Genomic DNA, 14,581 nt, shown 5'->3' with positions numbered 1-14,581 from the left:
AAACGAACCCGGTCCGCACTACCCCTCTTCGTCCGGACCGCTCCCGCCGCGATCGGAAGTGGACACGGGCGGGGGGACGTAGTGTCCACTTCCGCGTGGTGCCTGTCCGGTCATGCCGGGAACCGCCCGCGCCGCCACGACTTGACGCCACCGTCTCCCCCTCCCCATCCTCGCGCGTACACGTAAGGACACCACGCCCCGCTTATGCAGCTCGTCATCGTCGAATCCCCCGCCAAGGCGAAAACCATCGAGAAATATCTCGGCGGCGATTACCGCGTCCTCGCCAGCTATGGTCACGTCCGCGACCTGCCGCCCAAGGACGGTTCGGTGAACCCCGATGAAGGGTTCGCGATGGAATGGGAAAATTACGCCGACAAGGCCAAGCAGCTCAAGGCGATCGCCGACGAGGCGAAGAAGGCCGACCGCCTGATCCTCGCCACCGACCCCGATCGCGAGGGCGAGGCGATCTCGTGGCACGTGCGCGAGGTGCTGAAGAACCGCAAGGCGCTGCCCAAGGCGGTGGAGCGCGTCACCTTCAATGCGATCACCAAGCCCGCGATCCTGCACGCGATGCAGAATCCGCGCGAACTCGATACCGACCTGATCGACGCCTATCGCGCCCGTCGCGCGCTTGATTATCTGGTCGGCTTCACCCTGTCGCCGGTGCTGTGGCGCAAGCTGCCCGGCGCCAAGTCGGCGGGCCGCGTCCAGTCGGTGGCGCTGCGCCTGATCGTCGGGCGCGAGCGCGAGATCGAGGCGTTCCGCCCCCAGGAATATTGGTCCGTCACCGCCGAAATGGAGCAGGACGGTACCCCCTTCACCGCGCGCCTGGTCCAGTGGGAGGGTAGGAAGCTCGACCGCCTGTCGATCGGCAACGAGGGCGATGCGACGCGTGCGAAGGCCGATGTCGAGGCGGGCCGCTTCTCCGTCCAGTCGGTCGAGACCAAGCCCGCGACGCGCAACCCGCCGCCCCCCTTCACCACCTCGACCCTCCAGCAGGAGGCGGCGCGCAAGCTCGGCTTCTCCGCCGACCACACGATGCGGATCGCGCAGCAACTCTATGAGGACGGCGCGATCACCTATATGCGTACCGACGGCGTGCAGATGGACGGCAGCGCCATCTCGGCCGCGCGCAAGGCCGTCGCCGAGCGCTACGACGCCAGCTATGTGCCGGATAAACCCCGGCAATATCAGTCCAAGGCGAAGAACGCACAGGAAGCGCACGAGGCGATCCGCCCCACCGACTTTTCCCGCGACCGGGCCGGCTCGGGCGATCACGGCCGCCTGTACGACCTGATCTGGAAGCGCGCGCTCGCCAGCCAGATGGCATCCGCCCGCATGGAGCGCACCACCATCGACATGGCCGACGGCACCGGCCGCCACGTGCTGCGCGCGACCGGCCAGGTCGTGCTCTTCCCCGGCTATCTCGCGCTCTACGAAGAGGGTCAGGACGATGCCGCGGACGAGGAATCGCGCCGCCTGCCCCGCCTGCGCGACGGCGATGCGCCCGCAAAGAAGGACGTAAAGGCCGAACAGCATTTCACCCAGCCGCCGCCCCGCTTCTCCGAAGCCTCGCTGGTCAAGCGCATGGAGGAACTCGGCATCGGCCGCCCCTCCACCTATGCCTCGATCATCAAGACGCTGAAGGACCGCGCCTATGTGCGCGTCGAGAAGAACCGTTTCTTCGCGGAGGAAAGCGGCCGCCTCGTCACCGCCTTCCTTGAACGCTTTTTCGAGCGTTATGTCGGCTTCGACTATACCGCCGAACTCGAAGAGGAACTCGACGACGTCTCGGGCGGCCGCGCGCAGTGGCAGGCGGTGCTGGAGGCGTTCTGGCGCGACTTCAAGCCGCGCACCAACGAGGTGATGGAACAGCAGCCCTCGGCGATCACCGCCGAACTGGACCAGTTCCTCGCCCCCTATCTCTTTCCGGAAAAGGCGGACGGCTCGGACCCGCGTCTCTGCCCCAATTGCGGAGAGGGCAAGCTGGCGCTGCGCGGCGGCCGCTTCGGCGCGTTCATCGCCTGCTCCAACTATCCCGAATGCAAATACACCCGCCGCTTCGCGCAAGGGGGCGAGGCGGCCGGTGAGGACACCGGCCCGGAAACGCTGGGCAAGGACCCCGAAACCGGCCTGCCGGTGGAGCGCAAGTCGGGGCGCTTCGGCCCCTATATCCAGCTCGGCGAGGGCAAGGAGGCCAAGCGCGCCTCCATTCCCAAGGATGTCGATCTCGATCTGGAATGGGCGCTGAAGCTGCTCAGCCTGCCGCGTACCATCGGCAACCACCCGGAAACGGGCGAGCCGATCACCGCCTCGATCGGTCGCTACGGCCCTTATCTGGCGCACAGCGGCAAATATGCCCGGCTTCAGTCCACCGCCGAGGTGTTCGAAACCGGCATGAACGCCGCCGTCGCCAAGCTGGCGGATGCCGCGGCCGGTGGCGGTCGCCCCGCCCGCGGCGCCGCGCGCGAGCCGCTGAAGATCCTGGGCAAGCATCCCCGCACCGAGGCCGAGATCAAGCTGATGGAGGGCCGCTACGGTCCTTACGTCACCGACGGCGAAACCAACGCGACGATCCCCAAGACCGTCGACAAGGACCAACTGACGCTGGAGGAAGCCGCCCAGCTGATCGATGCCCGCGCCGCCGCCGCGCCGCCCAAGAAGAAAAAGGCCGCACCGAAAAAGGCTGCGGCCAAGAAGACGGCGGAGAAGAAGCCGGCAGCCAAGAAACCAGCGGCAAAGAAAACGGCCGCCAAAGCCGCCGCAGCGGAAGAAGATCCCCCCTTCTAACCTAATCCCCTCTCCCCTCCGGGGAGAGGGAAGGGGCCCGCTGCCCTTGGGCAGTGGGAAGGGTGAGGGGCAGACCAGCAATGCGGCGCTGCGTGGCAACCCCTCGCCCTCCCCACGGCTACGCCGCGGGTCCCCTCCCTCTCCCCGGGGGTAGAGGGCGAGGGAGCCACCGCCCAACCCCTACCCCACAATCTCCGCCACTCCCGCGCCGGCCTGCCGCTCGAACAACCGCCGATACCGCCCGTCCTGGGCGGCGATCAGCGCCTCATGCGGCCCGTCCTCCACGATCCGCCCGTGATCGAACACCAGAATGCGGTCCAGCGCCCTGACGGTCGACAACCGGTGCGCGATCACGATCGCGGTGCGCCCCACCATCAGCCGCTCCATCGCCTGCTGGATCGCCGCCTCGCTTTCCGAATCCAGGCTCGACGTCGCCTCGTCCAGCACCAGGATCGGCGCATCCGCCAGGAAGGCGCGGGCGATTGCCACCCGCTGCCGCTCGCCGCCCGACAGCTTCACCCCGCGCTCGCCGACCGGCGTCCGATATCCCTTGGGCAGCCGCATGATGAAGTCGTGCGCATTGGCCAGCCGCGCCGCCTCCTCGATCTCGGCCATGCTCGCCTCCGGCCGGCCGTAACCGATATTCTCCGCCAGCGTCCGGTGGAACAGCACCGGCTCCTGCGGCACGATCGCCACTTGGCCGCGCAGCGACCCTTGCGTGGCGTGCGCGATATCCTGCCCGTCGATGGTGATGCGCCCCGCATCCACGTCGTACAATCGCTGGATCAGCTTGACGAAGCTGGTCTTGCCCGATCCCGACGGCCCCACCAGCCCGACGCGCTGCCCCGCCGGGATCGCCACGTCCAGCGCGGCATAGAGCGGCCTGTCCTGCCCGGCATAGCGGAACGTCACCCCCTCGAACCGGATCGCGCCGTCGCTCACCCGGATCGGCTGCGCACCCACCCGATCGGCGACGCCTGCGGGCTCTTCATGGAGCTGTACCAGTTCCTCCATCTCGTTCACCGACCGTTGCAACTGATGGATGTGCTGGCCGATGTCGCGCAGATAGCCGTTCAGCACCAGATAGCTGGTCAGCACATAGGCGACGTCGCCCGCGCTCGCCCGGTCCTGCCCCCACAGCCACAGCGCCACGCCCGTCACCGCGACGCGGATCACCCACAGCAGCGCCAGTTGCCCCGATCCCGCCCAGGTGAACGCCATCCAGGTCCGGCGCGTGCGCCGCCGCCATTTGGCGACGGTGTGTGCCAGCCGTTCCTCCTCGCGCGCCTCGCCGCCAAAGGCCTTGACCACCGCATTGGTGCCGATCGCATCGGCCAGCACGCCGCCGATCCGCGTATCCCACTGGTTCGACAGCCGCGCGATCGGCGCCAGCACTCGCGTCGCCAGTCCGACCGTCAGCGCGATATAGGCAACCGCGCCCACCCCCATCACCGCACCCAGCACCGGCCAGTGCAGCCCCAGCAGCAGCACCGTCCCCGCCAGCACCGTCACCGAGGGGAGCAGCGACAGGAGCAGCACGTCGTTCAGCGTATCCAGCGCCCACATGCCGCGCGTGATCCGCCGCACCGTCGACCCCGAAAACGCATTGGCATGCCAGTCGCTCGACAGCCGCTGGACGCGCGCAAACGCTTCCACCGTCACGTCGCGCATCATGTTCAGCGTCAGGGGCGTGATCGCCCACCATCCCAGATGGCGCAAAACGACCATCGCCCCGCCCAGCGCGACGATCGCGGCAAAGGCCGACATCGCCGCCTCTCGCGCCCCCTGCCCCACCGCATCGATCATCCGCCCGGCGAACAGCGGCACGAACACCTCGGTCAGCGTGCCCAGCATCATCGCCAGCGCACATGCCGCCGCCAGCCGCGGCGCCCGCCGCCACAATGCAAAGGTGAACCCCAGCACGCGCCGCAACACCGACGCGCGCGGAAACAGGTCATCGTCTTCATCGGTCATGATAATTCCGCACCCATCGGCGCGGTCCCTGGATCAGCGGAACGGGATGGCGGCGCGCGCGCGAGCCGCGGGCGTCAGGGGTGCGCGAAACACCCGCCGCGTCGAACGCCGGGCATGGACGGATACGGATTGTTCATCGTCGCCCTCCTTCGCGCTGATCGAGTCCGGCTCCGCCTTTAGCAGATCGCCGCCACCGCGCCTAGAACCAGGCCCGTACCCCCAGCGCGAGCGCAAAACCGCCCGTGCCGCCATCGCGACGCGCATACCGCGCCGTCGCCCCGTAACGCCGCTCCCACGACACCCCGACATAGGGCGCGAACTCGCGCGCGATCTCGTAGCGAAGGCGCAGGCCCGCTTCCGCGCTCGACAGCCCGGCGCCGATCCGGCTGGCGGGCACGTCCTGCGCCGCCAGGTTGAACTCCACCCGCGGCTGCGCGATCAGCCGCTGCGTGATCCGCTGGTCATACCATGCCTCGCCCCGCGCCAGCACGTCGCCCCGATCGGACAGGAACAGCGCGCCCTCGACATCGAACCAATAGGGCGCCAGCCCCTCGACCCCCAGCACCGCATAGGTCCGCCGTGCCCCCGCGCCGACATCCTGCCGCACGCCCGCCTGCAGGTTCCAGTACGGATCGACCGCGCGCGCATACAGCGCCTGCACCTCGGCCGCATCGACGCGGCGCCCGAAATCCCCCTCACCCTCGCTCTTCACCACCAGCCGGTGAATATCCCCACCGAACCAGCCCTCGCCGTCCCAGCGATAGCCGTCGCGGCCGTTCCGCACCTGCACCTCGGCGATGTTCAGGATCACCTGATGCATCGCCATGCCGCCATGCTCGCGCCGCATCCGCCGCTCCGCGCGCGCCATCGCGACGGGATCGTAAAAGGCATCCGCCGCGCGTGTCGTCGGTACCGGCGGCGGCGGGGCATCGCCCACTACCGGCGGCGCCTCCGCGCTCGCACCATGCCCCATCGCGCCATGATCCATCGCGCCATGATCCATCGCGCCATGATCCATCGCGCCGTGCCCACCTGAGCGGACAGGGGCAGGCGTGCAATGTCCCATCGCCGCATGTTCCGGCGAACAATGCTGCGGCACGGCCATCAGCAGGCCCAGCAGCACCACGCTCATGCGCCATGCTCCATCGTGGCATCATGCCGCACCGTCACCACCTGCATCATGCCGGCATGCATGTGGTAGAGCAGGTGGCAGTGGAACGCCCAGTCGCCCACCGCATCCGCGGTCAGGTCGAAGGTCACCGTGCCCCCCGGCGCCACGTTCACCGTATGCTTGCGCGGAGCATGGTCGCCGTGCCCCGTGACCAGTTCGAAGAAGTGGCCGTGCAGGTGGATGGGGTGCGCCATCATCGTGTCGTTGACCAGTGTCACCCGCACCCGTTCGCCATGCCGGAACGGGATCGGCGCCTTGACCTCGTTCAGCTTCACCCCGTCGAACGCCCACATATAGCGTTCCATGTTGCCGGTCAGGTGGATGCGCAGCGCGCGCGATGGCACGCGCACGTCCGGATTGCGCGCCAGCGCGACCAGATCGCGATAGACCAGCACACGGTGCGCCACGTCCGCCAGCCCCTGTGGCGGCTCGCCCGTCCGGTCCACCGGCATCGGCGCCACCGTCTGCACCGTCGGCGTGCGCGGCAGTTCGGGTGCATTGGCGAAGTCGCGCATCGCATGGCGCATCGGCGCGGGGGCGCCATCTCCACCCGCGCAATGCCCCATCGCCGCATGCTCGGGCGCGCAGGGCGTGGCGGACGCCGCGTGATCCATGCCCATCCCCATGTCCTTCATCGTCGCCAGCGGCCGTCGGCGCAGCGCCGGCACCGCCGCCGCCATGCCCACCCGCGGCGCCAGCGTCGCCCGCGCCATGCCGGACCGGTCCCACGCTTCGGCCACCAGCGTATAGGCCGTCGCCGCATCCGGCTCGACGATCACGTCATAGGTTTCGGCCACCGCGATCTGGAACTCGTCCACCGCGACGGGGCGCACATCCTGCCCGTCCGCCTGCACCACCGTCAGCTTCAGCCCGGGGATGCGCACGTTGAAGATCGTCATCGCGCTGGCGTTCACGATGCGCAACCGCACCCGCTCTCCGCGCGAAAACAGCGCGGTCCAGTTGTCCGCCGGCCCATGACCGTTGACCAGATAGCGATAGGTCGACCCCGTCACGTCGGACACGTCGCTGGGGTCCATCCGCATCCCGCCCCACATCCACCGCTCGCCCGCCGACTGGTCGCGTCCCGCGATCAGCCCGGCCAGCGTCTGCTTCTGATAGTTGAAATACCCCCCTTGCGCCTTCAGCCTGCCGAAGATCGCATGCGGATGCATCGCGCTATGGTCGGACAGCACGATCACATGCTCGCGGTCGAACGCGACCGGGTCCGCTCCTTCGGGATCGATCACGATCGGGCCGTACAGCCCCATCTGCTCCTGCAACCCCGAATGGCTGTGATACCAGTATGTGCCCGCCTGGATGACGGGAAACTCGTAGGTGAAGCGGCTGCGTGCCGGAATGCCGGGAAAGCTGATCCCCGGCACCCCGTCCATCTGGAACGGCACCAGCAGCCCGTGCCAGTGCAGCGAGGTTTCCTCGTCCAGCCGGTTGTCCACGGTCAGCCGCGCCGTCTGCCCCTGCCGCAGCCGGATCAGCGGCGCCGGCACGCTGCCGTTGATGCCGATGCCGTGCATGGCGCGTCCGTCGACCCGCATCATCTGGTGCGCGACCGTCAGGGTGATCGCCTCGCCCGACACTTCGGGCAAGGGCGCGGCTATCCCCGCCGACACCGATTGCGCCCAGCCGGGCACCGCCACCGCGCCGGCCGCCCCCAGAAAGCCCCGGCGGGTCAGCTTCACCATGCCGTCATCCTCGCTCATGCCGATTTCGTGCCGGCCGCCTCCGGCGCCGGCGTCTTGGGCTTGTACGCGCACAGGTCGGCGACGATGCAGCGCCAGCATTCCGGCCGCCGCGCCTTGCACACATAGCGGCCGTGCAGGATCAGCCAGTGATGCGCGTGCAGGCGAAAGGGCTGCGGCGTCGCCTTGTCCAGCTTCAGCTCCACCGCCAGCGGCGTCTTGCCGCGCGCCAGCCCGGTGCGATTGCCCACGCGAAAGATATGCGTGTCCACCGCAAAGGTTTCCGCCCCGAACGCCACGTTCAGCACCACGTTCGCGGTCTTGCGCCCGACGCCGGGCAACCGTTCCAGCGCGTCGCGATCCGCCGGCACCTCGCCGCCATAGTCGTCGACCAGCATCTGCGACAGCGCGATGACGTTCTTGGCCTTGGTGTTGAACAGGCCGATCGTCTTGATCTGCTCCTTCAACCCCGCCTCGCCCAGTTCCAGCATCAGGGCCGGCGTATCGACGGTGGCGAACAGGCCGCGCGTCGCACGGTTCACCCCCGCATCGGTCGCCTGCGCGGACAGCGCGACCGCAACGACCAGCGTGTAGGGATTGACGAACTCCAGCTCGGTTTCGGGATGCGGGTTCGCCTCCGCCAGCCGCGCGTAGAATTCGACGACGTCGGCCTTTTTCACAGGCCCAGCACGTCGCCCATGCGATACCGCCCCGGCGCCTGCCCTGCCAGCCACAGCGCGGCGCGCACCGCGCCCTTGGCAAAGATCGAGCGCGCATCGGCACGGTGGTTCAATTCGATCCGCTCGCCCTCGCTGGCGAAGATCACGCTGTGATCGCCGACCACCGATCCCCCGCGCAGCGACGCCATGCCGATCGTCCCTTCGGTGCGAGCGCCAACGAGGCCCGCACGTCCGTCGACGCGCAGTTCGCTCAAGCTCGTGCCCCGTCCCGCCGCCGCCGCCTCGCCCAGCAACAGCGCGGTACCCGACGGCGCATCCACCTTGTGCCGGTGGTGCATTTCCAGCACCTCGATGTCCCAGTCCGCACCCAGCCGCGCCGCGGCCTCGCGGACCAGGATCGACAACAGCGTGACGCCCAGCGAGGTATTGCCGGTCTGCAACACCGCGATCTCGGCCGCCGCCGCATCGATCGCGGCATGCTGCTGCGCGCTCAGCCCGGTCGTGCCGATCACGATCGCGGTCCCGGCGGTGCGCGCCGCCGCCAGATGCGCGTCGAGCGCACCGGCGGTGGAAAAATCGACCAGCACGTCGGCGGCGCGCGCCAGCGGCAAGGGATCGTCACGCGAATCGGCCCCACCGGCCAGCGTCGCGCCTTCCACTTCGATCAGGTCGGCGATCGCGCGGCCCATTCGCCCGGCGCTGCCATAGATGCCGATCGCGGTCATGCCCGACGCTCCCACCGGGGTGCACGGGCGACTGACGGTATGGGATGATCGGTCATGTCCCCGCTCTGCCAGAACGCGGCGCCCGCGCAAGGGGGCGAGAGGGTTGGCCGGCCGGCTTTCAGCCGCGCGCCACGTCGCCGGCTTCGGCTTCCAGCCGCCGGTCCAGCGACTCCAGCGGCAATTCGATCTGTGCGGCGACCAGCGTGTCACCGGCACCGTCCATCAGCTCACGTGCGCGGATCAGCAGCGACTGCGCTTCGGAATAGGGGTTCATGCAAAACTCCGCGAACAAGCAACAAAGGCGGCAAAATCTGGCATGGGCTTATCCACCGCACCAGCGCGCAGCAATGAACCAGGTCACAGTCCCTGCACCAAAGCGGCACAGCCAAGGGGTATGTACGCAATCGTACAATGCTCGGAAATCGGGCTGCATTCCCGTTTTCCTGGCGGCCGTGCCCCGGATATCCTCCTCCCATGACCACGCCATCGCTTGTCGTCCTGACCGGGGCCGGGCTGTCCGCCGAATCGGGCATTCCCACCTTCCGCTCCACCGCCGGCGTCACCCATTGGGACGTGCGCGACCGCTTTGGCGTGCCGCAAAGCTATACGATCGAGGAGGTTTGCACGCCCGAGGCGCTGGCCCGCGATCCCGCGCTCGTGCACGGCTTCTACGATGCGCGCCGCGCCGCCCTTGGCGAGGCCGTACCCAATGCCGCACACCGCGCGCTCGCCCGGCTCGACGCGGCATGGCCGGGCGACCTGCTCATCGTCACGCAGAATGTCGACGACCTGCACGAACGCGCAGGAACACGCCGGCTCGTCCACATGCACGGCGCGCTGCGCTCGGCGCTATGTGCCGCCTGCGACGAACGCACCGATTGGCAGGGCGATCTGCCACCCGGCACCTCCTGCCCCGCCTGCGGCGCCCCCGCGCTGCGGCCCGACATCGTGTTCTTTGGCGAGATGCCCTATGCGATGGACCGGATCGAGGCGGCTCTGGCGGGCGCGGACCTGTTCGTGTCGATCGGCACGTCGGGCGCGGTCTATCCCGCCGCCGGCTTCGTCCAGCTTGCCCGCGCGTACGGCGCGGACACGCTGGAACTCAATCTCGAACGCTCGGCCGGCAGCGACCGGTTCGCCGAAAGCCGATTGGGGCCGGCAAGCGTCCTCGTCCCCGACTGGGTCGATTCGCTGCTCGGCTGACGGGTCACTCCACCCAGTCGAGCCCCAGGTCGCGATACACGTCGCGGTCCTCGTCCCAGCCGGGGCGGACCTTGACGTGCAGGTACAGGTGCACCGGATGGCCCAGCAACTGCGCCAGTTCGGTGCGGGCGCGCGCGCCGATCTCCTTGATCCGGGCGCCGCTCTTGCCCAGCACGATCGCACGCTGCGTCGGCCGCTCGACCAGGATTTGCTGGTGGATCTCGACCGACCCGTCCTCGCGCTCCTTGTACGCCTCGGTCTCGACCGCGCTGGCATAGGGCAATTCGGCATGGAGTTGCAGGTAAAGCTGCTCGCGCGTCACCTCGGCAGCCAGCGCGCGCTCGGTCGCGTCGGACACCTGGTCCTCCGGATAATGCCACGGCCCTTCGGGGACCAGCCTCGCGAATGTACGCTTCAACTCGGCCACGCCGTCGCCCGTCGCCGCGCTGACGAACCATGTCTCGGCAAAGGGGACCAGCGCGTTCAGCTTTTCGGCATGGACCAGCAGCTTGGCCTTGTCCGCCAGATCGACCTTGTTCAGGATCAGGTGCTTGGGCTCCGGCCGGTCGGCGATCGCCTCGGCGATGTCGGTCACCTTGGACCCCAGACCGCCCTTGCCGTCGACCACCAGCGCCAGGATGTCGGCGCCCTCCGCCCCGCCCCAGGCCGCGGCCACCATCGCCCGGTCCAGCCGCCGCTTCGGCTCGAAGATGCCGGGGGTGTCGACCAGCAGGATCTGCGCGTCGCCCTCGATCGCGACACCCAGCAACTTGGCGCGCGTCGTCTGCGCCTTGGGGCTGACGATCGCGACCTTCTGGCCCACCAGCGCATTCACCAGCGTGGACTTGCCGGCATTGGGTGCACCGACGACGGCGACGAGGCCGCAATGTTGAGTCATTCTAGGCTTTCCGGGGAAGAGAGGCCGCCCCGTTAGCAGAAATCGGTCGGCGAGAGAATAAGCGGCTCGTCCCGAGCCGCACCGGCATGATCCCCCTTCCCCGTTCGTCTCAAGTAACCATCGAGTAGCGGCGCAGCCACATATCGAGACGGTGTATTGGGATACAGATTGGCGCACGAAACCCGGCCTCGTCACCCGCTCCGGACACGAACGGACCGGGACGAAACTGCCGCTCCCCCCTTACCCGCGGACCTTCGCCAGCAACGCCTTGGCCGCCGCCGTCTCGGCCTCCTGCTTGTTCGCTCCGCTCGCCGTCGCCTCGGCCGATTTGCCGACCCGCACCGTCACCGTGAAGCGCGGCGCATGCTGCGGCCCCGACCGGTCGGTCACTTCATATTCGGGCGGCTTGCGATTGCTCGCCGCGGCCCATTCCTGCAACGCCGATTTAGGATGCTGCGGCGCCTTGGCATGGGCATGCACCCGGTCGCCCCAGGCCTGGTGGATGAAGGCGCGCACCGCCTCCAGCCCGGCTTCGCGGTACCAGGCACCGATCAGCGCCTCCATCACGTCGCCCAGCACATTGTCGCTTTCCGATGCGCCGTCGTCGCGCGCCTGCTTGCCCAGCCGCAGATGGTCGCGCACGCCCAGTTCGCGCGCCACGTCGGCGCACACCGCACCCGTCACCAGCGCGTTCAGCCGCTTGGACAATTGCCCCTCGGGCTCATCCGGAAACTGCTCCCACAGCCATTCGGCCATGACGAGGCCGAGTACCCGGTCGCCCAGAAACTCCAGCCGCTCGTAATTCTCCGCCGCCTGGCTGCCATGGGTCAGCGCGCGGGCGAAGGGCGCGGCGTCCCTCGGCACCCGGCCGAAAACGCTGGCCAGCCATTCCGAAGGCACGTTCAAAACCCTTCTCCGATCCGCGCCGGCCGTGCCGCCTGGAACCAGGTCCATGGCAACAGCCACGATGCGCTGCCATCGGTCGAGAAGAAGGTGATCGCCGCCTTGCCTTCCAGCCGCTCCATCGGGATGTACCCCATGCCGAACGGTGCGGGAAAACGGCTGTCCGCCGAATCGTCGCGGTTGTCGCCCATCAGGAACACGTTGCCCGCGGGCACGGTATAGACGTCGGTGTCGTCGCGATCGGGAAAGTCGCCTTGATCCAGCACGTCGTAGCTGCGCCCGCCGGGCAGCGTCTCGCGATAGCGGCGATAGCGACAGATCTGCGTGCCGCCGACCACGTCCAGATGATCGGCGCCGCATTTCTCCGCATCGAAATTCGGGCTCAGCGGCAGGGTGAAGTCGGCGACCCGCGCCTTGGGGATCGGCTTGCCGTTCAGGATCACCTGCCCGCCGCGCACCTGCACCGTGTCGCCGGGCAGGCCGATTACCCGCTTGATGACGTCGTGATCGTCATGCGCCGGGTCGGTGTCGCCGGGCGCCGGGTCGGGGCTGCGGAACACCACCACGTCGCCGCGCGCCGGATCGCTCGCCAGGATACGCCCCGGGATCAGCGGCAGGCCCCAGGGCAGCGACCAGCGCGAATAGCCGTAATTCCACTTGGTCACGAACAGATAGTCGCCGATCAGCAGGCGCGGCAGCATCGATTCCGACGGGATCGAATAGGGCGCGAACAGGAAGCTGCGGATAACGAACACGAACAGCGCCAGCTTCAACAGGAAGCGCAACGTCTCCCCCGCTTCCGAACGCTTGGGGCTGTCGGGTTGCGCCTTCGGGGCGGCGGCGGGCGGTGGTGTATCGGCCATGCGTCATCGGTTCGCGCAACGCTTGGGCGGCGTCAAGCGGCAGGTCGTCTGCATCCCTTCGCAGGTGCGAAACGTTCGGGCTTGGCTTTCGCCGTCGCCTTGTCATACCCCCGACAGGATAACGGCCCCTTATGCAAAGGACATATACCCATGGCTGCCGACTGGTCGACGATCGAAGCGCTTCCCCGGACGCCGCTTCTCCAGCTTTTCGCCGAGGACCCCGACCGGCTGAAGACGTTCAGCCTCGACGTGGCGGGCATCCATTTCGACTGGTCCAAGACGCACCTGACCCGTGACGCGGTCGCCGCCTTCGCCGAACTCGCCCGGGCGCAGGGGCTTGCCGCCAAGCGCGACGCGCTGTTCGGCGGCGAGGTGGTCAACGTCACCGAGGGCCGCGCGGTCGAGCACACCGCCGAGCGCGGCGAGGGCAATCCCGAAAGCGTCGCCCGCTCGCGCGGTTTCCACGACCGGATGCGCGCGCTGATCGACGCGATCGAGGCGGAGGCGCTCGGCCCCGTCCGCTCCATCCTGCACGTCGGCATCGGCGGCTCGGCGCTCGGGCCCGATCTGCTGGTCGATGCGCTCGGCCGCGAAAGCGATCGCTACGACGTGGCGATCGTCTCCAACGTCGACGGCGTCGCGCTGGAGGAAGCGTTCAAGCGCTTCGACCCTGCGACCACGCTGCTCGTTGTCGCCTCCAAGACCTTCACCACGACCGAGACGATGCTGAACGCCACCTCGGTCCTGCAATGGATGACCGAACACGGCGTCGAGGATCCGTATGGCCGCGTGATCGCGCTCACCGCCAGCCCGGACAAGGCGGTGGAATGGGGCGTGGACGAGACGCGCGTGCTGCCCTTCTCGGAATCGGTCGGCGGGCGCTACTCGCTCTGGTCCTCGATCGGCTTTCCCGCCGCGCTCGCGCTCGGCTGGGACCAGTTCGAGGAATTGCTGGAGGGTGCAGCCGAGATGGACCGCCATTTCCGCCTGACCGCGCTCCACGAGAACGCCCCCGCCCTCGCCGCCTTCGCCGACCTCTACTACACCCAGGTCCGCGGTGCCGAGACGCGCGCCCCCTTCGCCTATGACGAGCGCCTGCGCCTCCTCCCCAGCTACCTCCAGCAACTCGAAATGGAATCGAACGGCAAGGGCGTCACCATCGACGGACAGCCCGTCGGACGCCCCACCGCCGCCATCACCTGGGGCGGCGTCGGCACCGACGCGCAACACGCCGTCTTCCAACTCCTCCACCAGGGCACCCACCTCGTCCCCGTCGAGTTCATCGCCTCCATCGAACCCGGCGACACCCTCGCCGAAGAGCATCACCGCCAACTGCTCCTCAACGCCTTCGCACAAGGGGCGGCGCTCATGAAGGGCAAGCAGGCGGACGACCCGGCGCGCAGCTACTCGGGCGACCGCCCCTCCTCCACCCTGCTGCTCGACACGGTCGACGCCCGCACGCTCGGCGCCCTCATCGCCTTCTACGAACAGCGCGTCTTCGTGAACGGCGTACTGCTCGGCATCAACTCCTTCGACCAGTTCGGCGTCGAACTCGGCAAGGAAATGGCCAAGGCGGCGGAGAAGGGCGGCGGTGATTTCGACCCCTCCACCACCGACCTGATCGCCCGCGCCGGTCTCGACTGACGCCGCGGCAATTCTTATGTGTATGGCTCCTGG

Annotated in this window: 12 protein-coding genes; 3 read left to right on the top strand and 9 right to left on the bottom strand. The window is 68.5% G+C overall.

The window, feature by feature from the left end:
- Positions 1-204: 204 nt before the first annotated feature.
- Positions 205-2,790, top strand: a complete 2,586-nt coding sequence (gene topA / locus OXR08_RS00935) for a type I DNA topoisomerase (protein WP_267347223.1) — start codon at positions 205-207, stop codon at positions 2,788-2,790.
- A gap of 180 nt (positions 2,791-2,970) precedes the next feature.
- Here topA and OXR08_RS00930 read toward each other — a convergent pair whose 3' ends face one another.
- The 6 genes from OXR08_RS00930 to OXR08_RS00905 form a co-directional block, all read right to left on the bottom strand.
- Positions 2,971-4,764: an ABC transporter ATP-binding protein gene (locus tag OXR08_RS00930; protein WP_267347222.1), complete on the bottom strand. Its 1,794-nt coding sequence runs from the start codon at positions 4,762-4,764 to the stop codon at positions 2,971-2,973.
- A gap of 199 nt (positions 4,765-4,963) precedes the next feature.
- The gene (locus tag OXR08_RS00925) at positions 4,964-5,896 is read right to left on the bottom strand and encodes a copper resistance protein B (protein WP_267347221.1); all 933 of its coding nucleotides are present in this window, start codon (positions 5,894-5,896) and stop codon (positions 4,964-4,966) included.
- Complete coding sequence (locus tag OXR08_RS00920) at positions 5,893-7,635, bottom strand: copper resistance system multicopper oxidase (protein WP_267347300.1); 1,743 nt, start codon at positions 7,633-7,635, stop codon at positions 5,893-5,895. The genes OXR08_RS00925 and OXR08_RS00920 overlap by 4 nt, the downstream gene beginning before the upstream one ends.
- 14 nt (positions 7,636-7,649) lie before the next feature.
- Entirely contained in the window at positions 7,650-8,312 is a 663-nt protein-coding gene (gene nth, locus OXR08_RS00915) for an endonuclease III (RefSeq protein ID WP_267347220.1), read from the bottom strand.
- Positions 8,309-9,037 carry a 4-hydroxy-tetrahydrodipicolinate reductase gene (dapB, locus tag OXR08_RS00910; protein ID WP_112381801.1) on the bottom strand — a complete coding sequence of 243 codons (729 nt, stop codon included), beginning with the start codon at positions 9,035-9,037 and terminating at the stop codon, positions 8,309-8,311. Before dapB ends, nth begins: the two co-directional genes overlap by 4 nt.
- Before the next feature lie 118 nt (positions 9,038-9,155).
- Positions 9,156-9,311: a hypothetical protein gene (locus tag OXR08_RS00905; RefSeq protein ID WP_160146731.1), complete on the bottom strand. Its 156-nt coding sequence runs from the start codon at positions 9,309-9,311 to the stop codon at positions 9,156-9,158.
- A gap of 200 nt (positions 9,312-9,511) precedes the next feature.
- Between OXR08_RS00905 and OXR08_RS00900 the strand changes: the two genes are divergently transcribed.
- Entirely contained in the window at positions 9,512-10,240 is a 729-nt protein-coding gene (locus OXR08_RS00900) for an NAD-dependent deacylase (RefSeq protein WP_267347218.1), read from the top strand.
- A 4-nt stretch (positions 10,241-10,244) separates the two neighbouring features.
- Here the strand turns inward: OXR08_RS00900 and era are convergent, their stop codons facing one another.
- From era to lepB, 3 genes are all read right to left on the bottom strand, one after another.
- Positions 10,245-11,138, bottom strand: a complete 894-nt coding sequence (gene era / locus OXR08_RS00895) for a GTPase Era (RefSeq protein ID WP_267347217.1) — start codon at positions 11,136-11,138, stop codon at positions 10,245-10,247.
- Between the two features lie 240 nt (positions 11,139-11,378).
- On the bottom strand, positions 11,379-12,092 hold the full coding sequence (rnc, locus tag OXR08_RS00890; RefSeq protein WP_149681229.1) for a ribonuclease III: 714 nt from the start codon (positions 12,090-12,092) through the stop codon (positions 11,379-11,381).
- The gene (gene lepB, locus OXR08_RS00885) at positions 12,041-12,904 is read right to left on the bottom strand and encodes a signal peptidase I (protein WP_112381558.1); all 864 of its coding nucleotides are present in this window, start codon (positions 12,902-12,904) and stop codon (positions 12,041-12,043) included. Before lepB ends, rnc begins: the two co-directional genes overlap by 52 nt.
- Before the next feature lie 150 nt (positions 12,905-13,054).
- Between lepB and pgi the strand changes: the two genes are divergently transcribed.
- Complete coding sequence (gene pgi / locus OXR08_RS00880) at positions 13,055-14,548, top strand: glucose-6-phosphate isomerase (protein ID WP_267347214.1); 1,494 nt, start codon at positions 13,055-13,057, stop codon at positions 14,546-14,548.
- Positions 14,549-14,581: the final 33 nt, after the last annotated feature.

Source organism: Sphingomonas sp. GM_Shp_2 (genome assembly GCF_026540875.1).
In the GTDB taxonomy this organism is placed as follows: Bacteria; Pseudomonadota; Alphaproteobacteria; order Sphingomonadales; family Sphingomonadaceae; genus Sphingomonas; species Sphingomonas carotinifaciens.
The sequence above is the reverse complement of the archived record's forward strand: the minus strand, read 5'-3'. Positions and strand labels throughout refer to the sequence as shown.